At 53.7% G+C, this 20,775-nt stretch carries 20 protein-coding genes, 2 tRNA genes and 1 pseudogene; 13 read left to right on the forward strand and 10 right to left on the reverse strand.

All coding sequences use genetic code 11. The annotated features are described in order from the left end of the window. The first annotated feature begins 44 nt into the window (after window positions 1–44). Window positions 45–392, forward strand: coding sequence for a hypothetical protein (locus VW41_07755; protein ID AJZ88929.1), 348 nt, complete (start codon window positions 45–47; stop codon window positions 390–392). An 84-nt stretch (window positions 393–476) separates the two neighbouring features. Next, entirely contained in the window at window positions 477–935 is a 459-nt protein-coding gene (locus VW41_07760) for an NUDIX hydrolase (GenBank protein ID AJZ88930.1), read from the forward strand. An 837-nt stretch (window positions 936–1,772) separates the two neighbouring features. Here the strand turns inward: VW41_07760 and VW41_07765 are convergent. The 6 genes from VW41_07765 to VW41_07790 all read right to left on the reverse strand — a co-directional run bounded on the left by VW41_07765 (window position 1,773) and on the right by VW41_07790 (window position 9,056). Then, a tRNA-Ser gene (locus tag VW41_07765) sits at window positions 1,773–1,860 on the reverse strand. A 196-nt stretch (window positions 1,861–2,056) separates the two neighbouring features. Further along, window positions 2,057–3,421 (reverse strand): multidrug transporter, encoded by a 1,365-nt coding sequence (locus VW41_07770; GenBank protein AJZ88931.1) that lies wholly within the window; start codon window positions 3,419–3,421, stop codon window positions 2,057–2,059. 3 nt (window positions 3,422–3,424) lie between these two features. Continuing rightward, the gene (locus tag VW41_07775; GenBank protein ID AJZ88932.1) at window positions 3,425–6,532 is read right to left on the reverse strand and encodes a multidrug transporter; all 3,108 of its coding nucleotides are present in this window, start codon (window positions 6,530–6,532) and stop codon (window positions 3,425–3,427) included. Further along, window positions 6,532–7,653, reverse strand: coding sequence for an acriflavine resistance protein E (locus VW41_07780; GenBank protein AJZ88933.1), 1,122 nt, complete (start codon window positions 7,651–7,653; stop codon window positions 6,532–6,534). Before VW41_07780 ends, VW41_07775 begins: the two co-directional genes overlap by 1 nt. Window positions 7,654–7,789: 136 nt before the next feature. Further along, the gene (locus tag VW41_07785) at window positions 7,790–8,359 is read right to left on the reverse strand and encodes a TetR family transcriptional regulator (protein AJZ88934.1); all 570 of its coding nucleotides are present in this window, start codon (window positions 8,357–8,359) and stop codon (window positions 7,790–7,792) included. A 609-nt stretch (window positions 8,360–8,968) separates the two neighbouring features. Further along, window positions 8,969–9,056 (reverse strand) — tRNA-Ser (locus tag VW41_07790). A 204-nt stretch (window positions 9,057–9,260) separates the two neighbouring features. Between VW41_07790 and ghrA the strand changes: the two genes are divergently transcribed. The 4 genes from ghrA (at window position 9,261) to VW41_07810 (ending at window position 12,218) form a co-directional block, all read left to right on the forward strand. Next, window positions 9,261–10,202 (forward strand): bifunctional glyoxylate/hydroxypyruvate reductase A, encoded by a 942-nt coding sequence (gene ghrA / locus VW41_07795; GenBank protein AJZ88935.1) that lies wholly within the window; start codon window positions 9,261–9,263, stop codon window positions 10,200–10,202. Window positions 10,203–10,305: 103 nt separating this feature from the next. Beyond that, window positions 10,306–11,043 (forward strand): hydrolase, encoded by a 738-nt coding sequence (locus VW41_07800; GenBank protein ID AJZ88936.1) that lies wholly within the window; start codon window positions 10,306–10,308, stop codon window positions 11,041–11,043. A gap of 28 nt (window positions 11,044–11,071) precedes the next feature. After that, entirely contained in the window at window positions 11,072–11,626 is a 555-nt protein-coding gene (locus tag VW41_07805; protein ID AJZ88937.1) for a molecular chaperone, read from the forward strand. Between the two features lie 103 nt (window positions 11,627–11,729). Further along, window positions 11,730–12,218, forward strand: coding sequence for a membrane protein (locus tag VW41_07810; protein AJZ88938.1), 489 nt, complete (start codon window positions 11,730–11,732; stop codon window positions 12,216–12,218). A 42-nt stretch (window positions 12,219–12,260) separates the two neighbouring features. Here the strand turns inward: VW41_07810 and VW41_07815 are convergent, their stop codons facing one another. From VW41_07815 to VW41_07830, 4 genes and pseudogenes are all read right to left on the reverse strand, one after another. Then, window positions 12,261–13,094: a curli production assembly/transport protein CsgG gene (locus VW41_07815; GenBank protein AJZ88939.1), complete on the reverse strand. Its 834-nt coding sequence runs from the start codon at window positions 13,092–13,094 to the stop codon at window positions 12,261–12,263. Between the two features lie 39 nt (window positions 13,095–13,133). After that, the gene (locus VW41_07820) at window positions 13,134–13,550 is read right to left on the reverse strand and encodes a curli assembly protein CsgF (GenBank protein ID AJZ88940.1); all 417 of its coding nucleotides are present in this window, start codon (window positions 13,548–13,550) and stop codon (window positions 13,134–13,136) included. 9 nt (window positions 13,551–13,559) lie between these two features. Then, window positions 13,560–13,946, reverse strand: coding sequence for a curli assembly protein CsgE (locus VW41_07825; protein AJZ88941.1), 387 nt, complete (start codon window positions 13,944–13,946; stop codon window positions 13,560–13,562). 4 nt (window positions 13,947–13,950) lie between these two features. Continuing rightward, window positions 13,951–14,601: pseudogene (locus VW41_07830) on the reverse strand (transcriptional regulator). Window positions 14,602–15,379: 778 nt separating this feature from the next. Here VW41_07830 and csgB point away from each other — a divergent pair. The 7 genes from csgB (at window position 15,380) to VW41_07865 (ending at window position 20,744) form a co-directional block, all read left to right on the forward strand. Further along, window positions 15,380–15,829, forward strand: a complete 450-nt coding sequence (gene csgB, locus VW41_07835; protein AJZ88942.1) for a curlin minor subunit CsgB — start codon at window positions 15,380–15,382, stop codon at window positions 15,827–15,829. Between the two features lie 45 nt (window positions 15,830–15,874). Then, the gene (locus VW41_07840) at window positions 15,875–16,288 is read left to right on the forward strand and encodes a curlin (protein AJZ88943.1); all 414 of its coding nucleotides are present in this window, start codon (window positions 15,875–15,877) and stop codon (window positions 16,286–16,288) included. A gap of 56 nt (window positions 16,289–16,344) precedes the next feature. Further along, on the forward strand, window positions 16,345–16,674 hold the full coding sequence (locus VW41_07845; protein ID AJZ88944.1) for a Curli assembly protein CsgC: 330 nt from the start codon (window positions 16,345–16,347) through the stop codon (window positions 16,672–16,674). Between the two features lie 114 nt (window positions 16,675–16,788). Then, complete coding sequence (locus VW41_07850) at window positions 16,789–17,103, forward strand: hypothetical protein (protein ID AJZ88945.1); 315 nt, start codon at window positions 16,789–16,791, stop codon at window positions 17,101–17,103. A 103-nt stretch (window positions 17,104–17,206) separates the two neighbouring features. Next, entirely contained in the window at window positions 17,207–17,812 is a 606-nt protein-coding gene (locus VW41_07855; protein AJZ88946.1) for a membrane protein, read from the forward strand. A gap of 122 nt (window positions 17,813–17,934) precedes the next feature. Beyond that, window positions 17,935–18,816 carry an iron-hydroxamate transporter substrate-binding subunit gene (locus VW41_07860; protein AJZ88947.1) on the forward strand — a complete coding sequence of 294 codons (882 nt, stop codon included), beginning with the start codon at window positions 17,935–17,937 and terminating at the stop codon, window positions 18,814–18,816. Then, window positions 18,807–20,744 (forward strand): iron ABC transporter, encoded by a 1,938-nt coding sequence (locus VW41_07865; protein ID AJZ88948.1) that lies wholly within the window; start codon window positions 18,807–18,809, stop codon window positions 20,742–20,744. The genes VW41_07860 and VW41_07865 overlap by 10 nt, the downstream gene beginning before the upstream one ends. The last annotated feature ends 31 nt before the right edge of the window (window positions 20,745–20,775 follow it).

Here is a 20,775-nt window from a genome sequence, read left to right on the forward strand (position 1 = left end):
GACAATCATTGGCTGGACGCTTGACCGGTCAAACAGGTACTGCCATGTCCGGAAAACGTATCCAGCGCGAAAAGCTCACCATCGCTAAAATGCTCGCCTTGTACGAGCGCAAAAATCCTGCTGCCAGCCCCGAACCCAATCATTACCAACAGCTTTACGATTACGCAGCCAAAAGGTTAGAGCGCTGTGCGTTTGGCGAAGAGAAACCCGCCTGCAAACATTGCCCCATTCATTGCTATCAGTCCGCAAAACGGGAAGAGATGAAGCAGGTAATGCGTTGGGGCGGCCCGCGTATGCTGTTCCACCATCCGATTCTGACCGTGCTTCATTTGATTGACGATCGCCGGCCGGTTCCACCACTGCCGGAGAAATATCAGCGCAAGAAAGAGTGACGGAGTGAGTCACGCTGGTTTCATCTTAAGCATGTATAAAAATAAACGCTGGAAAAACTGGGCGGTGTATCAGGAGTGAAAACCATGGGGTATGTGGAAGACATGCGGGCGCTGGTGGGCCACCGGCTTTTGTTACTGGCCGGGGCGAATGTCATCATCACTGATGATAAGCAGCGCATTCTGTTGCAGCTCAGGCGCGATGGCGGCTGGGGATTACCTGGCGGGTTGCTTGAGCCGGGTGAAAGTCTGGAACAAACCGCTATTCGTGAAGTGAAAGAAGAGACGAATCTTGATGTTCACGGCCTGACATTACTCGGCACTTTTTCAGGCGCGGACTATACGTTTACGCTTGAAAATAAAGACAGGATTAACGTTATTACCTCGCTGTACGAGGTGACAAGCTGGTCAGGCAGCATGAGTAATGATCCTGCCGAAGGCCTGGCGCTAACCTTCTTTGCGGCAAGTGAGATCCCGGCAGAGACAAAGGATGAATACAGGATTTATATAGACCACTACCTGTCGCATAGAGCCGGGAAGCAGTAACCGAGGGCTACATTTGCGTCTGTTCCCCGGTCGAGGGTTCTCATCCGTCGCTCGCGGTGCAATATGCGAAAAAAAAGCCCGCATTTGCATGCGAGCTCTTCTTTAAATATGGCGGTGAGGGAGGGATATCACTCGCGCCGTCCCTGGCGCTCGCCCTGCGGGTTGCCGGAGGCAATGCAAAACGGCTGTCCTGCCGTTTTGTTGAACCCTGGTCGAGGGTTTTCATCCGTCCCTCGCGGTGCAATATACGAAAAAAAAGCCCGCATTTGCATGCGAGCTTTTCTTTAAATATGGCGGTGAGGGAGGGATATCACTCGCGCCGTCCCTGGCGCTCGCCCTGCGGGTTGCCGGAGGCAATGCAAAACGGCTGTCCTGCCGTTTTGTTGAACCCTGGTCGAGGGTTCTCATCCGTCCCTCGCGGTGCAATATGCGAAAAAAAAGCCCGCATTTGCATGCGAGCTCTTCTTTGAATATGGCGGTGAGGGAGGGATATCACTCGCGCCGTCCCTGGCGCTCGCCCTGCGGGTTGCCGGAGGCAATGCAAAACGGCTGTCCTGCCGTTTTGTTGAACCCCGGTCGAGGGTTCTCATCCGTCCCTCGCGGTGCAATATGCGAAAAAAAAGCCCGCATTTGCATGCGAGCTCTTCTTTAAATGTGGCGGTGAGGGAGGGATATCACTCGCGCCGTCCCTGGCGCTCGCCCTGCGGGTTGCCGGAGGCAATGCAAAACGGCTGTCCTGCCGTTTTGTTGAACCCTGGTCGAGGGTTCTCATCCGTCCCTCGCGGTGCAATATGCGAAAAAAAAGCCCGCATTTGCATGCGAGCTCTTCTTTAAATATGGCGGTGAGGGAGGGATTCGAACCCTCGATACGTTGCCGTATACACACTTTCCAGGCGTGCTCCTTCAGCCACTCGGACACCTCACCATATTGTTTTGCTGCACACCTTAGGTGGGCAACGGGGCGCTACTATAGGGAGTCAGCCCTCTTCGGTCAAGCCTAATTTATGGATTATGCCGCGTTCGGTTAAGGTGTGAGCGGTCAGGGTGGTTTTAAGGCAAATTCGTCGGAAAAAGCTCCCGCCCGGCAAATCCCTTTGGGCGGGAGAGGGTCAATCATTATGCTAGCTGGCGTTGCCTCCCAGCGATTGCCAGAGCGTAATGCGGTTCTCCAGTTCAGTTTGTTGCAGTGAAATCAGCGACTGACGTGCGCTCCATAGCGTGCGCTGGGCCGTTAAGGCCGTCAGATAATCGCCGATGCCTGCCTGGTAGCGTTTTATCGCCAGATCAAAAGTTTGCTGCTCGGCTGCCACATACTGACGCTGGGCATCCAGCTCTTCGTTTAGCGTCGAGCGACGGGCTAAAGCATCCGACACGTCCTTAAACGCGCTCTGGATAGTTTTTTCGTAGCTCGCGATCAGCCCCTTCTGCTCTGCTTCGGCATAGCGCAATTGAGATAAATTGCTGCCGCCGGCAAACAGCGGTAGCGAGATCGACGGTGAAAATGACCAAACCTGCATCCCATGGCTAAACAGCGAGGAGAGTGAGTCGCTGCCTACCCCCGCGCTGGCGGTCAGCGAGATTGAGGGGAAGAAGCTGGCCCGGGCGGCACCGATGTTGGCATAGGCTACTTTCAGGTTATGTTCGGCTTCCTGAATATCCGGCCTTGCCAGCAGCACAGATGAAGAGACTCCGGCAGGAACCAGCGTGATGGTATTTTGGTTCAGGCTTTCCAGTGAGCCGGGCAGTAATGATGGCGGCACGCTGCTGCCCGCCAGCAGATTGATGGCGTTCTTGTCCTGGATAACCAGCGTTTGGTAATTGGCCACGCTGGCTCGCGCCTGCTGGTAAACGCTGAAGGCCGAGGAAACATCCGTTGCGGCCGCGGTGCCAATCTGCTGCTGTTTTTGCACTATCTGCAGCGAGGCTTCCGCGCTGGACATCGTTTGCTGCGCCAGCTCAAGATTGCTGTTATCGGCCGCTAACGTGAGCCACGCTGTCGTTAGCTCGGCCACCAGCGTCAGACGAGTATTTTGTGCGGTGAATTCGCTGGCAAGCCAGGTTTCTCTGGCTGCCCGGGAAAGACTTTGATTGCGGCCAAACAAATCAAGCTCAAAGCTGGTCACCGCGCCGTCGGCCTGGGCGCTGGATGTCAGCCCGCTTTCTGTGGTGCGGCTGCGCGTGGAGCTTAACTCCGCGTTGAGTGAGGGAAACAGCGAAGCACGTTGAATACCATACTGGGCTCTGGCGGCTTCAATATCGGCAATCGCTTTTTGCACATCGCGATTGCTGTTCAGCCCCATGCCCACCACTTGCTGCAGGCGGGTATCGTTCACCACCTGTTGCCAGCGGCCCACCACCGCGCGGGATTCGCCATTTGTGCCCGGCAGAGTGGCCGGGATGGGGGCGGCGGGGCGCTCATAATCAGGATCCAGAGAAACGCAGCCGGCGCTGAGCAGCGCCAGCAGGATAACGGAGAGACGAATCATGGTTTACCCCTTCGTACGACGTTGACCGGCGAACAGGCGTTTCACCAGGACAAAGAAAAGAGGAACAAAGAAAATCGCGAGCAGGGTCGCGGTCAGCGTGCCGCCCACAATGCCTGTCCCGATGGCGATACGACTGTTCGCCCCCGCCCCGGTGGCGACGGCCAGCGGCGTGACCCCGGCGACAAATGCCAGAGACGTCATGATAATGGGGCGCAGGCGCGTTTGCGCCGCATGCAGGGCGGCATGGCTAAGCGAATAGCCTTTATTTACGGCAGCTTCGGCATATTCAACAATCAGAATGGCGTTTTTAGACGATAAGCCAATCGTGGTAAGCAGTGCTACCTGGAAATAAATGTCGTTACTTAAGTCACGCATCCACGCGGCAAGCGCGGCGCCCAGCAGCCCCAAAGGAATGACCAGAATCACCGACAGCGGCACGGACCAGCTTTCATAGAGAGCGGCCAGGCACAAGAACACGACGAGAATGGAGACCGCATACAGGCTGAGCGCCTGGCCGCTGGCCAGCTTCTCCTGCAGGGAGAGCCCACTCCATGCCCAGTTTGTACCTGTTGGTAGGCTATTTGCCAGCACCTCCATTTTTTCCATTGCCGCACCGGAGCTGTACCCGGCGGCGTTTTCTCCCTGAATTTCGAAGGCCACCGAGCCGTTGTAGCGCACCAGGTTTTCCGGGCCGTATTGCCAGCGAGTGGTGGCGAATGCGGAGAACGGAGTCATGCTTTGATTTTCGCTGCGTACAAACCATTTTCCGAGATCGGATGGTGCCGCCCGGGTATCACTTTCTCCCTGGATATAGACCTTTTTCACGCGACCACGATCGATAAAATCATTCACATAAGTCCCGCCCCAGGCGCTGGAAAGCGTGGAGGAAACCTCGCTCAGCGAAAGTCCTAACGAAACGGCTTTATTGCTGTCGATATCCACCTGAAGTTGTGGCATTTGCGGCAGATCGTTGGCGCGAACGGCCTGCAGGCCTGGGTCCTGATTCGCTTTGGCAATAAGCTGGTTGCGCAGGATAAACAACGCATCGCGGTCAGTTCCGCCATTGGCAAGCAGCTCAAAGGTAAACCCGTTGCTTCTGCCCAGCCCGTCAACGGAAGGGGGGATCATGGCAAACAGCGACGCATCCCGTAGCGTATTGAGCTCTCTCGTCGCCCGCAGGGCGATAGCCTGGGCCGTATTCTCTTCACCTTCACGTTCTGACCAGTTTTTTAGCGACACGAAAGCCATGCCGGTGTTTTGCCCGTTGCCGCTGAAGCTAAAGCCGTCGACGGTAAAAATGACGTTGGTGTTGGCTTTTTCTTTGGTCAGGAACCAGTCGGTGACGGCGCGGTTGATTTCTGCCGTGCGCCCGGCGGTTGCCCCTGGGGGTAAAGTCCACTGCACCATGATCTGCCCCTGATCCTCTACGGGCAGGAAGCTACCCGGTAGCTTCCACATGACCAGCCCCATCGCGCCGCAGATGGCAACGTAAGCCAGCATGACGGTGGCATAATGACGAAGCGTATCTATTACGCGGCGTTTATAGCTGCGCTCGGTGGTACGGTAAAGACGGTTAAAGCCGGCGAAAAAGCCAAGTTTATGCGACGTGGTATGCCTCAGGACGCTGCCACAAAGCGCCGGCGTCAGCGTCAGGGCGACTATCACCGACAGGATCATGGCGGAGATAATGGTGACTGAGAACTGGCGGTAAATGACCCCCGTCGAGCCGCCAAAAAACGCCATCGGCAGAAAGACGGCGGAGAGTACTAAGGCGATGGCTATCAGGGCGCCGGATATTTCACCCATGGATTTTTCAGTGGCCTCGCGCGCCGGGAGCCCTTCATCGCGCATGATTCGTTCCACGTTTTCCACCACCACAATGGCGTCGTCTACCAGCAGGCCGATGGCCAGAACCATGGCAAACAGCGTCAGCGTGTTAATGGAATAGCCAAAGAGGGCCAGCACGCCAAAGGTTCCCAGCAGCACGACCGGCACCGCCAGCGCAGGAATCAGCGTGGCGCGAACGTTCTGCAAAAAGAGATACATTACGAAGACCACCAGCAGAATGGCTTCAAACAGCGTTTGAATCACATCCTCAATGGAAATTTTGATGAACTCGGTGCTGTCTTTGGGGAAGGCAATTTTGTAGCCTTCCGGCATGGTGCGCTCAAACTCGGCAATTTTCTCTTTCACTCGCGTGGTGGTGTCCAGCGCGTTTGCCCCGGGCGCAAGCATCACGGCAATTCCCGCTGCCGGGTGGCCGTTCAGTTTGGCTATAGAGGTGTAATCCTCGCTGCCCATTTCCACCCGGGCAACGTCGGCAAGGCGAATAGTTGCCCCGTTAGCCTGGCTTTTTACGATGATATTTTTGAACTGCTCCACGGTTTGTAGCCGGGACTGTGCGCGAACCGTCGCGGTGAGTTGCTGGGCATCAGAGGCCGGCAGGGCGCCAATTTTACCGGCAGAAACCTGGATGTTTTGCGCTTCAATCGCCGTTTGAATATCGGAAGGCATCAGCGCATAAGAAGCCAGCCTGGCTGGATCCATCCAGATCCGCATCGCATATTCAGCGCCGAACACCTGCAAGCTGCCGACGCCGGTAAGTCGGGCCATCGGGTCCTGAACGTTGCTGACCAGCCAGTCGGCGATATCGGAACTGTTGGCTTTATCCTGCTGGTCGTAAACGCCCATTATCATCAGGAAGCTGCTCTGGGACTTGACCACCGTCACGCCGGACTGCTGCACCTCACTCGGCAGACGGGACTCTGCCTGCTGAACTTTGTTTTGTACCTGAACCTGCGCAGTATCGGGATCGGTGCCCTGCTCAAAGGTCACGGTAATGCTGACGGAACCGTCTGAGCTGCTGGTAGAGCTGAAATAGAGCAGGTTATCCAGTCCGGTCAACTGCTGCTCAATAACCTGAGTCACGCTGTTTTCCAGCGTTTCAGCCGAAGCCCCGGTGTAGGTGGCCGAAATTTTAATGGCGGGAGGCGCCACATCGGGATACTGGGCGACCGGTAGGGTGCGAATCGCCAGTACCCCGGCCAGCATAATAAGAATCGCTATGACCCAGGCAAAAACCGGCCGTCGAACGAAGAAGGTGGAGAACATCAGGCTTTACCTCCGTCTTTGGTTATTTCCACGGGGGTAACCTGCTGCCCGACGCTTACTTTCCCTGTACCTTCAACGATCAGCCTGTCGCCGGCGTTCAGGCCACTCAGTACCAGCCATTTATCGCCATAGGTGGCGCCGGTTTCCAACGTCCGCTGCTCGACTTTATTTTCATCATCGACCACCAGTGCGGTGGCATTGCCCTTGGCATCGCGGGTAATGCCCTGCTGCGGGGCAAGAATTGCGTTATTCATAATGCCTTCATCAACCCGGGCGCGGACAAACATGCCGGGCAAAAGCTGCTGCTGGGGGTTGGCAAAAACGGCCCGCAGGGTGACGGACCCGGTTGATTCGTCCACGGCAACCTCCGTCAGCGCGAGGCGGCCTTTTTGCGCGTAAGTGCTGCCATCTTCCAGCAGCAAAGAGACGCTGAGCGTGTCGTCGTTTGTGGTCAGCGTTTGCTTGCGCAGGCGTAACAAATCCACGCTGGAGCGGGTGAGATCCACATAAATCGTGTTTAGCCCGCGAACGGTGGCCAGGGCACTCTCTTGCTCAGCCGAGACCAGTGCCCCAGGAGTAACGGAAGATATCCCGATTCGCCCGGCGATTGGCGAAGTGACGGTTGTCCAGTTGAGGTTGATTCGCGCACTTTCCAGCGCGGCTTTTTTTGATTCCACGCTGGCCTGGTCCTGATGACAGGCGGATTGCGCATCGTCGGCATCCTGCCGGGAGACACCGTTTTCTTTCACTAATTGCCCATAGCGCCGGGCTTTCTGGCAATCGGCAACGACCAGTGCCTGCGCCTGTTTTAGTGACGCAGCGGCTTCGTTGTAAGCGGCCTGGAAGCTGGCTGGATTAATCTGGTAAAGCGGCTGGCCGGCTTTAACGTTATCTCCTTCATTAAACAGCCGCTTCTGGATAATACCTGTGACCTGAGGGCGAACTTCTGCGCTCATTGCGGCCGCGGTTCTCCCGGTAAGCTCGCTAATAACGGATACAGGCTGGCTGGCTAATGTAGTAATCCCCACTTCCGGGAAGGGAAGTGTCGGTGCCGATATATCTTCATTATTACATCCGCTCAGGAGAAATAATGTGACTACAGATGTTTGAATATATTTCATCTCTTTTCTCAGGGTGAAGGATGTCCGCCTCGCTATTGCGCAAGGAATAAAGTTTCAGGCACTCGTCTCTCTCCGAATATTCGGAAATAATAAAAGTAGGGGAGGTGTTATTCCCCTGGTGTTGGTTTAAATAAAACTAGTTAATGCCAATCAGCATATTAATGATTTCGCGATACACTTTTTCCATGGCCTGGGGTTCAACTTTCTGCGATGTCAGGCGGCGATAAATCGTACCCTCCATCATCACAGCCGTGACTTCAACGCTGCAGCGCACACGCTCTTCGGTTAAATGAGGGTGGTCTTTTTTAAGGTGTAAACATGCGGTTTTGAAAATACGTTCATCGGCCTCGGCAAGCCAGGCGGCCACCTGTGGGTTACGCGTGGCTTCGGCCGAGATTTCCAGCATTAAAGTGTCATCTTCTTCGTTGAGGCTAATTCGGCTGGCAAGCAGGTTGGGGATAATATCCGTCGGGCTTTTATCCGACATGTCGGCAATACGCTTATCGATAATACGGTGAATAATGGCTTCAATAATGGCGTCTTTATTGCTGAAGTAGCGATAAATTTGCCCGACGCTTAGCTGCGCCTCTGTGGCAATTTGCGACATACTGGCCGCGTGAAAACCGCTGCTGGTAAAGCAGCGTCTGGCGGCGGCAATAATGTCGTTTTGCCGGGCTTTGTGCCGGGCTTCTAGCTTGCTACTCATTGCTGGCTCCGTATTTTAATTTATGAGAATGATCGTTCTCATTTGTGTTAATTATACGTCGCAATGAGGTGTTGGAAAGATTTTTTTTAGTTTGTTTATAACTGACTGTTTTTAATTGAGGTAATTTTTGTGGGCCGGTGAGTAGGGCGTGATTAACGGTTGTTAGCCTTTATCTTAATAAGGTTTATTGGTCGGGGTAAATGTAAGTAGACTTATAAATATTATGGGGATTGCGAAGGTCAATATGGCGGTGAGGGAGGGATATCACTCGCGCCGTCCGTGGCGCTCGCCCTGCGGGTTGCCGGAGGCAATGCAAAACGGCTGTCCTGCCGTTTTGTTGAACCCTGGTCGAGGGTTCTCATCCGCTCCCTCGCGGTGCAACATGCGAAAAAAAAGCCCGCATTTGCATGCGAGCTCTTCTTTAAATATGGCGGTGAGGGAGGGATGGATTCGCAAGCTCACCCCTTCGGGGCAGCGTTATCACAAGTGATACCGCTGTCCAACCTGCTAAAGCAGGTTGTCGAACCCTGGTCGAGGGTTCTCATCCGTCCCTCGCGGTGCAACATGCGAAAAAAAACCCGCATTTGCATGCGAGCTCTTCTTTAAATATGGCGGTGAGGGAGGGATTCGAACCCTCGATACGTTGCCGTATACACACTTTCCAGGCGTGCTCCTTCAGCCACTCGGACACCTCACCATATTGTCGCTCCAGCGCTGCTGGAACGGGCGCTAATTTAGGGAAAATGGGCTTCGCCGTCAATGCTAATTTCATGTTTTTGGTGCGTTTAGCCAAACTTCATCCAACTTGATTCTTAAACCATCACAAGATGCTGCTTTTTATTGCTTTGGGACTTGCATGGCTCTTCGATTCGGGTAAGCCTAAGAAAAAAAAGGAGGCAGTATGGACATTATTTTTCATCACCCCACTTTTGACACCGAGTATTGGCTAAATCACCTTCAGCAGGCCTTGCCCGGCGCGCGCGTTCGCCAGTGGAAGCAGGGGGACCAGCAACCCGCCGATTATGCCCTTGTCTGGCATCCTCCGGTGGAAATGCTTAGCGGCCGCAAAGGGCTTAAAGGTGTATTTGCGCTGGGGGCGGGCGTTGACGCTATTCTCAGCAAACTTCAGGCTCATCCTGACATGTTGCCCGACGGCGTGCCGCTGTTCCGTCTTGAAGACACAGGCATGGGTCTGCAGATGCAGGAGTACGCGGTCAGCCAGGTGCTGCACTGGTTCCGTCGTTTTGACGACTACCAGAGACAAAAACAGCAGGGGGAATGGCGGCCGCTGGACGATTATCGCCGTGAAGACTTCACCATCGGTATTCTCGGCGCGGGCGTGCTGGGCGGGAAAGTGGCGGAAAGCCTTGTGGCCTGGGGCTTCCCGGTTCGCTGCTGGAGCCGCAGTAAAAAAGATCTCCCTGGCGTAGAGAGTTTTGCCGGTGGCGAAGGGCTGCCTGCCTTCTTAAAGGGGACTCGCGTGCTGATCAACCTGCTGCCGAATACGCCGCAGACCGTCGGCATCATCAACCGTGAACTACTGAGCCAACTGGCTAAAGATGCTTACGTGATAAATCTCGCGCGCGGCGTTCATCTGGTCGAGGCCGATTTGCTTGCGGCTCTGGATGCCGGACAGCTCAAGGGCGCGATGCTGGATGTCTTCTCTAAAGAGCCGCTGCCGGAGAACAACCCGCTATGGGCGCATCCTCGCGTGGCTATCACCCCACATGTTGCGGCGGTAACTCGCCCTGATGAGGCGATTGCCTATATCGCAAAAACGATTACTCAACTGGAAAACGGGGAAGCGGTCTCCGGCGAAGTGTCGCTTCAGCACGGCTATTAACCATGACGCCCGGCTTTGGCCGGGCTGATAACGTTCCAGAAGCAGGCTAAAAATTGTCATGGATTGCTGGTATCCTTAAGCCAAAATAGAAAAGGAGAAAGCCATGTATCCCGTTGACCTGCATATGCATACCGTTGCCAGCACCCACGCCTACAGTACCCTCCACGATTACATTGCCGTTGCGAAAGCCAAAGGCATCAAGCTGTTCGCCATTACCGACCACGGCCCGGATATGGCGGATGCGCCACATTACTGGCACTTTGTGAATATGCGTATCTGGCCGCGTCTGGTAGACGGCGTTGGCATTTTGCGCGGTATTGAGTCGAACATTAAAAACACCGCCGGTGAAATTGACTGCACGGGCCCGATGCTGGATGCGCTGGATTTAATTATCGCGGGCTTCCATGAGCCGGTTTTCCCGCCGAAAGATAAAGCGACACACACCGAGGCGATGATCGCGACGATGGCAAACGGCGACGTGCACATCATCAGCCATCCGGGTAATCCTAAGTTTGAAATTGATATCCCGGCGGTTGCGGCGGCGGCGGCAAAGTACAACGTAGCGCTTGAGCTGAATAACTCCTCATTTACCCATTCGCGCATTGGCAGTGGCCCAAACTGCCGCGCTATTGCTGAAGCGGTGCGTGATGCTGGGGGCTGGCTGGCCTTAGGGTCTGACTCCCACACAGCCTTTACGCTGGGCGACTTCACCGAATGCCGTAAAATCCTCGATGAAATTAATTTCCCGGAAGAGCGGATCCTGAACGTCTCTCCACGGCGCCTGCTGGGCTTCCTTGAAGCTCGTGGGATGGCGCCAATTGCTGAATTTGCCACACTGTAATTAACACCCGTAATGGATAGAGCCAGTCATGAATGAATTTTCAATTATTTGCCGCGTACTCGGATCGCTTTTTTATCGCCAGCCGCAGGATCCTCTGCTGGTACCTCTTTTTACGCTGATCCGTGAAGGGAAGCTGGCGGCAAGCTGGCCACTGGAGCAGGATGAACTGTTGGGCCGGCTGCAAAACAGCTGCGATCCGCAGCTACTGGCGGCCGACTTTAACGCACTGTTTGTCGGGGAAAAATGCAGCGTGCCGCCATTCCGTTCCGCCTGGGAAGCGGGGAGTGATGAAGGTGAAGTACGCCAGTTCCTGAAGCAGCGTGGCATGCCGCTGGGCGAGTCGCCGGCCGATCATTTCGGAACGCTATTGCTGGCGGCCTCGTGGCTGGAAGACCAGTCTCAGGAAGATGAGTTTGAAGCGCAGGTGACGCTGTTTGATGACTACCTGATGCCGTGGTGTGGGACTTTCCTTGGCAAAGTGGAAGCCCATGCCACAACGCCATTCTACCGCACCCTGGCGGCGATCAGCCGTGAGGCACTGCAGGCCATGCGCGATGAGCTGCAGGAGTCAGAAGAAGAATAATTGTGATATTTATCACAATTAAAATGCAACGCTGATTTTTGATTTACAAAAAATGTGCGCCAGATCGTAGTGAGCGGAGAAGCCTCTGCTATGATACGGCGCCATGAAGACACTTATTCCATTAGCAATTACCACCGGTATTCTCTCAGGCCTTTGGGGCTGGGTGGCGGTGAGTCTCGGCCTTTTGAGCTGGGCCGGTTTCCTCGGCTGTACCGCCTGGTTTGCCTGTCCGCAGGGCGGACTGAAGGGGTTTTTTATTTCACTGTGTACCCTGTGCAGCGGTGTGCTGTGGGCGCTGGTGATTATTCACGGTAGCGCGCTGGCGCCTCAGGCTGAAATCCTGGGCTATATCATGACCGGCGTTGTCGCCTTCCTGATGTGTATTCAGGCTCGCCATGTGCTGCTGTCGTTTGTCCCCGGAACGTTTATCGGCGCCTGTGCAACCTTTGCCAATCAGGGCGAGTGGCATAACGTTGTGCCTTCGCTGCTTTTAGGCCTGGTGTTTGGCTTTGCCATGAAAAGCAGTGGACTGTGGCTCGCGGCCCGGCGAGAAAAGCCGAAACCTAAAGCCAGTTCATTGTTAAGCGAATAAAAAAACCAGCGGAAGCTGGTTTTTTTATTCGTGCAGACAGTGTCAGGAGGCGGGAGGCGTTGAAAGTTCCTTGTACTTCACCAGCACCGGATTGTTAATATCGGCTGGGTTCTGCAGATCCCAGAGGCCTCTGTCGATACCGTCGTTCACCAGATAGATGACCCCCGTTTCAATGGCGGACATCAGGCATAACATCACCGGCTCGTTGCTGGTATAACCCACTTCCCCCTCCAGCAGGCGCTGATAATCAATGAACCGGAAGACGCCGGCCTGTACCTCGTATGACAGGATTGTTTTGCTGGTATTGACGGACGACATGACTTCGCCGGTGCTGACGTCCACCACCCGCAGGTTGACGGCAATCTGATCAAGCTGATACTGCGTGTCTGCCCCAATGCCAAAGTAGCGGGCGCCAGCGCCACCCGACTTCACGTTACTCTCGTAGCCAATGATCGAGCCTTCGATCATCACATTGGCTGCCATCAGAGAGTGCAGCGGAGCGCGGTTGTTATCGGCGACGGTCCCGTTTTCCTGCGCAGCACGAATAATTTTGCGTTCGTTCAGCAGGTTTTGCAGCCCCTGGCGTTCAAGGGGGATAAACCAGCGAGAATCCTTCAATGCCGTGACCAGCATAGACGTCGCGCTCTGCGGTACGGCGGTAGAAAAGTTGCTGGCAGGATAGGGCTTGAACTGGCCCGTTTCGTCCTGAATGTTATACACCGAAACATAGAGCTTGCCTTTTGCTTCCGGCAAATGCGTCAGGTCGAGGTAGCTTTGCGCGCGCGGTAATAACGTTGGCTTGGCCGCTTCTTTCGGCGGCGCCGTTAAACAGCCACTCAATAAAAACACCACCATAATCAGAAGTATGCGCTGCATGATCGTGATCCTTTAAGAGGTATTTATGATTTTAAGCCACTAAAAATTCGTGGAGTTCGCCTGCAGGCCGGACACCTGAATTGTTGAAGTTTTGCCAGTTTTTCGGTCGGTGACGTTGAGCTGAAGCTGGCCGTCGGTATTGGCAATGTCGACGATAAAATCATTGGTGACCATGCGCCCTGGTTTGCCGGTATTAATATTGGTCAGCAGGCCACCCAGCACCTGCGACTGCAGTGCCTGGGTAAAGTTATCCAGCGCGCTGGGCATCTGAATCCCAAGATCGCTGCTGTAGCTCGGATCTTTATAAGAGTTTTGCGCCTGGGCCGAATTTAACAAATAGGAGCCGTTATTGGGGTTGCCGCCAAAATTGGGGTTAACAAACTGGAAAACCATATTCCCGCCCCAGGCAAGCGGCGTAAATAGCAGCACGGGCAGTACGGCATGATAAATACGCATCATTGTCTCCTAGAATTCGTCGTGGGTTAAATCGCTGGTGCTCAATAGTTGCTTATCGATCAGCCTGCGTTTAAGCGCCTCATCGGTATGGACCAGTGCAACGTCAACGTTTTTGTCGAAGTCGCGTTTTGTCGGAAAAAGAAAAGCCTGATAAACAACGTCCTGGCCCGCGGTAATCGTTATCCAGCTTCCCCAGCGGGCGCTGGGGCGTTCATTGATCGTTAAATTGCCGGTATAGTTGCTTTCCCATTTGTCGCTAAAGGCGCGATAAAAGCTGTGTCCAACGGACGTGACGGTATGGTCTGTTAGCAGCCCAGGGATCTCGACCTCTTCGGCCAGGGCGTTGCTCATCAGGCAGCAGCAGGCCGCCAGCATAAATACGGCTGAACGTTTCATGGGGCTATCGCCGGAGGTTATCGTTGGCCCAGGAAACGGCCTGAGTGCGATTCTTGACGGCTATCTTTCTGAACAAGTTGTACAGATGCGTTTTCACCGTGTTCTCGCTGATAAACAACGAACGTGCGATTTCAACGTTCTAAGAGCCAACGCGCAGCTTGTTCAGTATTTCCTTTTCGCGCTGCGTCAGGCGGGAGGACTCTGAGCTGTTAAAGCGATAATTTCCGGAATGGCTTATCAGATAACTGGCAAGCTTCTGCGAGAAGTAGCATTCACCTTCCAGTACCCCACGCAGCCCCTCGATAACCTTGTGTTCTTCTGCGGCAAGATAAAAAACGCCATTGATATGCGGCCAGTTTTCAATTTCCCGGAAGGGGTATTCCTCCGGTGTGTTAAGCAATAACAATTTTATCTGACTGTTTTTACGGCTTAATTTATCCTGCCAGAACAGGATGGTCTTTTTATCGGTTTCCGCCATATCAAACAAAATCAGAACATTACCGGGGACGTCATCCAGTGGGCGTTGAATATTATGAATGCGGCCGTTTAATTCTAAAGAGGCACGCAGGTGCTGTAATAATGCTGAAGCCTGAAGAGAGGGTTTTGTCATTAACAATAACGTAGGGCCCTGTAGGGCATGGACTTCATTATACATGATGAAACTCCACCTGGTTTATGTCGCTACCTTTTGAATTAATAAGAATTAATTCTCTATAATGTGATGAATGCCGCGACTGTGCTGTATGTTAAATAGTTTTAATCGCCGAAATGATTCTGTTTCAGTCAGCAAAAGAAAATTAACTGAAGAAGTGGTAACTGTTTTTAATTTAGCGATTGGATATTTTAAAGCAAGTGTTAACTATGTAACTAAATGTTTCTATGGATATTAAAATGTTTCAGTTAAAGTTTTTTGCTATTTAAAATTAATAGTAAAGTTGTACTGTTTTTCCTTTTTGTATAACGAGTTTATTTTGTTTTTTTCTTTTAAATTGTTGTATTTTTTGTTTTTTATTTTCGTTTTTTCTGTTTTACTTACTCTGTTCATAATTTTAAAAACAGTGTTTCCAGCTTTTACCCGCTTCGCTTAAGAAATCTGGTCATGGTGACGAGGTTTTTTCATAAACCGACTAAGCATCGCTTAAGTTGTGCTAAGTCAGTGAGAGTAAAGGTGACTTTAAATAAGTGTGCTAATGATTATCCGATCCCTGGATCAGGTAGTTGTAATAGAGGTAATTATTAAATTTATTTTGTATTAATACTTTGGTGTGAATTTTATTATGCAAAATACCACCCAGGCATGAGATATTTTTAATGGCTGTCGTAACATACTCATTTGCGTAACGGTTCGATAACACGTCGTTGTCAGTTCGTTATAAATTACCATTTTGTTAATCGTCATATTGTTCCGGAATTAACTGGTGCAGGGTGACAGAATGAAAAAATATTTTGTTTTAACAATGTTTGTCGGCCTTGCAGGTCATTGCCTTGCAGCGAGTAACGATCTCGCAACCGCTGAGTATAATTTTGCCGTTAACGAATTGAGTAATCCTCAATTTAATCAAACGGCCATTATTGGCCAGTCTGGTAGTAATAATAATACTGCGGTGGTTCAGAGAGGGCAGAAGCAATTTTCTGAGGTTACGCAAAGCGGAGCAGGTAACCGGGCAAACATTGAACAATCAGGTAGTTATAACCTCGCTTATATCTCGCAAGAGGGCATCGCCAACGATGCGAGCATAAAGCAGGATTCATTTGGTAATGCGGCGCTGATTATTCAACGAGGTTCTGGTAATAAAGCGAACATTACCCAATACGGTACCCAGAAGTCAGCAGTTGTTGTGCAAAACCAGTCACAAATGGCGATTCGCATTATTCAGCGATAAGCAACGCATTTGGGCTGAAACTATCAATCCGATGGGGGTTTAAGTATGAATCTTTTCAAAGTTGCAGCATTAGCAGCATTGGTTGTTTCCGCAGGCGCTATGGCGACCTACCCGCAACAGGCTCAGCACTCGACCTTGAAAATATATCAGCAAGGTAACGGGAATAATGCCACTGCGCTGCAGTCAAATGCTTTCTATTCGAAGACCGAAATTAAACAGTTGGGTACCGTTAATGGCGCAAAAGTTGGCCAGGGCTCGGACAGCAGCGATATTAAATTGCTGCAGGATGGCTACGGTAACAATGCCACCCTCAGCCAGTGGAACGGTAAAAACGCACAGATTGATGTTCAGCAGTTCGGGACTAACAACGGGGCAGTGGTTAACCAGACGGCTTCAAGTTCTCTGGTGTCCGTCACCCAGTTCGGGAACGGCAATCACGCCACTGCTTCCCAGTATTAAGCGGCCTGGTTATCGCGCAAACAGGGCCCCGGGCCCTGTTTTTCTTTGGAGGTTGTATGCATACCCTTGTGTTGCTTGCCGCACTCTCAAGTCAGCTGACGTTTAATACCCGACAGCAGGAAAACATATACACGATAACACCCAGCGCCACGCTTGCAGCGGATTGCCAGTGCACCATGACGCTGGTGGCAACCAAAAGCGGCCCGTCGGGGCAAAGTTCCAGTCACCAAAGCAGTGAACTATTTATAAAAGCGCATGAGGCAGTTGATCTGTCGCAGTTAAGCCTGAATATTGATCCCGGCGACAGCGTTACGGTCACCGTGACATTGAGCGACGGAAAAGCCTTTCACCTTGAGCAACAGTGGCGAGAGACGGGGAAGTATTGACGGCGAGCAAATATCTGTGACGGAGGTATTGCAAGAACAAAAAACATGGATCACTGTTTAATTATCTTTGATTTTCTGCCGATAACCTTCAGGGACGACAGCAATCGAGGAGTAATGAACGTGAAAGCAAGTTATAAGCAGTATTTGCTTTGCCTGGCACTGGGCATTGCGGTTTCACCGCTTTCGCAGGCCGCATCCTCTGGCATTATCCATTTTCGAGGTGAAATCGTAGAAGGCGGCTGCCAGTGGGCTCCTGCCAATTCCAGTGTTGCCATGACCTGTACCGAAAAAGGCAAACCCGTCACTCAGACCGTTGCCCTCAGTTCCCTTGATGGCATAACCCTTCATAATGACAGTACGATGCAAACCCGAGTGCAATACCTCGACCCACAGCGCAAAACAGCCGTGCTGTACGTGACTTACCAGTAATTACACGGCCCGTACAAAACGGGCCGTGTATTTTTGGTTTCAGGCTGCAGAGCAGAGTAAACTAGCGCGGGTCGGTTTGAGTTGAACGTATAGGGTTACTGCTGTGAAAAAAAGTTTGCTCCTTTCTCTTCTGCTGGCGGCACAGGCGGCCGGGGCGGTGACGCTGGATGATATTCAAAAGCGATTTGCCGCCGTGCCGGTAATGCGCGCGCAGTTTGAACAGGAACGCCAGATAAAAGGTATGACGCAGCCCCTGCATTCCAGCGGGCGGATTGTGGTCACGAAGCATAAAGGGCTGTGGTGGCAGCAGCGTCAGCCTTTCCCGATGAGACTGGTTGTGGGGGAGAACCGCATGGTCCAGGTGATGGGAAACCAGCCGCCTCAGGCGATCACCGCTGAAAGTAACCCGCAGATGTTCCAGTTCAACCAACTGTTACGCTCCTTGTTTTATATTGACCGAAAAACGCTTGAGAAAGATTTCATCAGCGAATTTTCCGACCTTGGGGAGGGGAAATGGCGGCTGGTGTTAATTCCCTTCGCGGAAACGCTCAGTGGGTTGTTCCGCTCTATTACGCTGTATGGCGAGAAGTCGATTGACCGGATTGAGCTTAATGATGTGGAGGATGACTCTACGGAGATAACTTTCACGCATTATCAGTTTGAACCCCGCCGGCTTAGTCAGGATGAGCGCAAACGTTTCGTCTTTTAAATAATGTCCCAGCATACGGGCCGGGTGGGGCATTGGTTGCGGGCTGAGTTTTTGATTGCGTTGTCGCCGGGCAACGGCATAATGTGCAAAACGTAATTAGAACGATAACTATTGCTATTTATATGGATGTGTACCTCAGCCGTCGACGCCTGCTGGCGCTTTCTACCCTACTGCCTTTGGCGGCAGTTCTGCCCTGCTGGGCAGAAGCGAGTCGCTTTGATTTAGCACGCATTATTGCCCTGGAGTGGCGCCCGGTCGAAATGCTATTGGCGCTGGGGATCATGCCGATGGCCATCGCGGACAAGCGGAATTATCACCGCTGGGTCGGGGAGCCAAAGCTGCCTGATACCGTCGTTGATGTCGGGCTGCGAAACGAGCCCAACCGCGAACTGATGCAGCGTCTCAATCCCTCTCTCTTTCTGATCTCCAAAGGCTTCGGGCCGGCCGAGTCAGACTTAGCGCCTATCGCGCCCTGCTGGTCGACCGCCTTTAATGATACTTCTGGCCGCCCGCTGGCGCTGCTGGAACAAGATCTCCTCAGGCTCGGGCAGTTTTTAGGTCGCGAGCGGCAGGCGGACGAACACCTGGCCCATTTTCACCAACAGATTGCCGCCACCCGCGGAAAACTGCCGGATAATCCCAATCCGCTGGTGCTGTTTTCATTTCTGGATAGCCGCCGGGTGATGATCTTTGGCCGCAACAGTTTGTTCAACGACCTGCTGGAGCGGCTGGGGATGCGTAACGCCTGGGATGGGAAAACCAATGCCTGGGGCAGCGCCATCGTGGGCATTGAAACCCTGGTCAGGCTGGAAAATGTTACGGCGATTTGTTTTATGCACGGCGATGATGATCCGGTCAAAACGGTGGCAAAATCTGCGTTATGGCGGGTTATGCCCTTCGTGCGCAATGGCCAGCTACACCTGCTGCCCGCGGTATGGTTTTACGGCGGCAGTTTTTCGGCGCTGCGTTTCTGCCAACTTTTGCCGGAGGCACTGTGCGCCTGATCCTTCTTTTACTCTGCGCCTTCACGCTGTTTTTGACCGGCTACAACTTCCAGCAAATGCTGCCCGCCGATCTCTGGTGGAAAGCGATAACCCTGCCTCAGGTCACCGATGTTTCGCAGATGCTTTTTCACTACAGTCTGCTGCCGCGGACCATGCTTGCGCTGCTTACCGGAGCCGGGCTGGCGCTGGCCGGTTGTCTGTTTCAGCATATCCTGCGTAATCCTCTGGCCGAACCGGCAACCCTCGGGGTTGCGGCTGGGGCACAGCTGGGACTGACCCTCGCCACGCTGTTCCTGGCGGGGGCAGGGGAAACCGGTAAACAGCTTGCGGCGCTGGCTGGCGCAATGGCCGTCGGCAGCATTGTGCTAGGCGCAGCCTGGGGCAAGCGTATGTCGCCGGTCACGCTAATTCTTGCCGGGCTTGTGCTGGGATTGTACTGCGGGGCAGTGAAAAGCTTCCTCGTGCTGTTCAATCATGAACGCCTGCAGAACCTGTTTATCTGGAGCAGCGGGATGCTGAACCAGTATGACTGGGCCGGCGTGGATTTTCTTTGGCCGAGGTTATTGGCCGTACTGGTACTCATCGTATTAATGATTCGCCCGCTGGGCATGCTGGCCCTGGATGACACGGTCTTGCGGGGGCTGGGGATGAAGCTGGCTCTGGTGCGCGTGGGCGGGCTTTTTTTGGCGCTGCTGCTGAGTTCGATGCTGGTCAGCGTGGTGGGTGTTATTGGGTTTATTGGCCTGTTTGCCCCGGTACTGGCCGGGATGTTTGGCGTCAGACGCCTGTTGCCTAAGCTCCTGGCTTCGATGGTGACGGGGGCGCTGCTCCTGCTGCTAAGCGATCAGCTGGTTATTTGGATTGGCAGTTTTTGGCAAGAGTTGCCGACCGGGGCCGTGACGGCGCTGGTGGGTGCCCCGTTAATGCTGTGGTTATTGCCCCGCCTGCGCCATCAGCGTCTGGCTGCTTCCGCTGATGTCAGCGCGGTTGCGGAACGCCGGCTTTCTCCCGGCACGGCGTGGCTGATTACTGCTGTCCTGGCGCTGGTGGCCTTATTGGCGCTGGGCGTTGGGCGGGAAAGCGGAGGCTGGTTTATCGGCATACAGGAAATGTGGCAGTGGCGCTGGCCGAGAGTGCTGTCGGCGCTTGCTGCGGGCGCCATGCTGGCGGCGGCCGGTACGCTGGTGCAAAAAATGACCGGCAATCCGATGGCAAGCCCCGAGGTATTGGGCGTGAGTTCCGGCGCGGCCTGCGCCATAGTGCTACTGATCTTTCTCGTGCCCGGCGACGTCAGCGCGTGGCAGCTACCGGCAGGGTTTGCCGGCGCGGCGCTCACGCTCCTGGCAATGCTCGTTTTAGCCCGTACCGGGCTCGCTCCTGGAAGGCTTTTACTGACCGGTGTGGCGCTGAGTACCGTCTTTGCCACGCTGCTCACGCTGTATCTGGCAAGCGGCGATCCGCGCAGTGGGTCAGTGTTGACGTGGCTGTCAGGCTCCACCTGGAAAGTGACCGGGCAGCAAGCGCTGGTGAGTGGGGGCATGGCGCTGGCATTGATAGGGCTTACGCCCTTGGTACGTCGCTGGCTCACAATACTGCCGCTGGGCGGAGAGGCGGCTCAGGCGCTGGGGGTTGCCCTGAGCCGATCGCGCATTAGTATTCTGGTGCTGGCTGCCGGACTTGTCGCCGCGGCAACGCTCTGCGTGGGGCCGCTGAGTTTTGTCGGACTGATGGCACCCCACATGGCGAGAATGCTCGGCTTTCGCCGCGCAATGCCTCAGCTCGCTGTGGCAATAGCCATTGGGGCCGGACTGATGCTGTTGGCCGACTGGCTGGGCCGAAGCCTTATCTTCCCGTTCCAGATCCCGGCTGGATTGCTGGCCACGCTCTGCGGTGCGCCGTACTTTATCTGGTTGTTACGCAAAGCGTAATACAGTGCATAAACCGGGACGTTCAAAATCA

The sequence above is a fragment of the Klebsiella michiganensis genome (assembly GCA_000963575.1).
GTDB classification, from domain to species: Bacteria; Pseudomonadota; Gammaproteobacteria; order Enterobacterales; family Enterobacteriaceae; genus Cedecea; species Cedecea michiganensis_A.

What these genes read in the sequence shown, in the direction of transcription:
- VW41_07755 (AJZ88929.1), top strand. Translation starts at nt 45, where the DNA reads ATGTCCGGAAAACGTATCCAGCGCGAAAAGCTCACCATCGCTAAAATG.
- VW41_07760 (AJZ88930.1), top strand. Translation starts at nt 477, where the DNA reads ATGGGGTATGTGGAAGACATGCGGGCGCTGGTGGGCCACCGGCTTTTG.
- VW41_07770 (AJZ88931.1), bottom strand. Translation starts at nt 3,421, where the DNA reads ATGATTCGTCTCTCCGTTATCCTGCTGGCGCTGCTCAGCGCCGGCTGC.
- VW41_07775 (AJZ88932.1), bottom strand. Translation starts at nt 6,532, where the DNA reads ATGTTCTCCACCTTCTTCGTTCGACGGCCGGTTTTTGCCTGGGTCATA.
- VW41_07780 (AJZ88933.1), bottom strand. Translation starts at nt 7,653, where the DNA reads ATGAAATATATTCAAACATCTGTAGTCACATTATTTCTCCTGAGCGGA.
- VW41_07785 (AJZ88934.1), bottom strand. Translation starts at nt 8,359, where the DNA reads ATGAGTAGCAAGCTAGAAGCCCGGCACAAAGCCCGGCAAAACGACATT.
- ghrA (AJZ88935.1), top strand. Translation starts at nt 9,261, where the DNA reads ATGGACATTATTTTTCATCACCCCACTTTTGACACCGAGTATTGGCTA.
- VW41_07800 (AJZ88936.1), top strand. Translation starts at nt 10,306, where the DNA reads ATGTATCCCGTTGACCTGCATATGCATACCGTTGCCAGCACCCACGCC.
- VW41_07805 (AJZ88937.1), top strand. Translation starts at nt 11,072, where the DNA reads ATGAATGAATTTTCAATTATTTGCCGCGTACTCGGATCGCTTTTTTAT.
- VW41_07810 (AJZ88938.1), top strand. Translation starts at nt 11,730, where the DNA reads ATGAAGACACTTATTCCATTAGCAATTACCACCGGTATTCTCTCAGGC.
- VW41_07815 (AJZ88939.1), bottom strand. Translation starts at nt 13,094, where the DNA reads ATGCAGCGCATACTTCTGATTATGGTGGTGTTTTTATTGAGTGGCTGT.
- VW41_07820 (AJZ88940.1), bottom strand. Translation starts at nt 13,550, where the DNA reads ATGCGTATTTATCATGCCGTACTGCCCGTGCTGCTATTTACGCCGCTT.
- VW41_07825 (AJZ88941.1), bottom strand. Translation starts at nt 13,946, where the DNA reads ATGAAACGTTCAGCCGTATTTATGCTGGCGGCCTGCTGCTGCCTGATG.
- csgB (AJZ88942.1), top strand. Translation starts at nt 15,380, where the DNA reads ATGAAAAAATATTTTGTTTTAACAATGTTTGTCGGCCTTGCAGGTCAT.
- VW41_07840 (AJZ88943.1), top strand. Translation starts at nt 15,875, where the DNA reads ATGAATCTTTTCAAAGTTGCAGCATTAGCAGCATTGGTTGTTTCCGCA.
- VW41_07845 (AJZ88944.1), top strand. Translation starts at nt 16,345, where the DNA reads ATGCATACCCTTGTGTTGCTTGCCGCACTCTCAAGTCAGCTGACGTTT.
- VW41_07850 (AJZ88945.1), top strand. Translation starts at nt 16,789, where the DNA reads ATGAACGTGAAAGCAAGTTATAAGCAGTATTTGCTTTGCCTGGCACTG.
- VW41_07860 (AJZ88947.1), top strand. Translation starts at nt 17,935, where the DNA reads ATGGATGTGTACCTCAGCCGTCGACGCCTGCTGGCGCTTTCTACCCTA.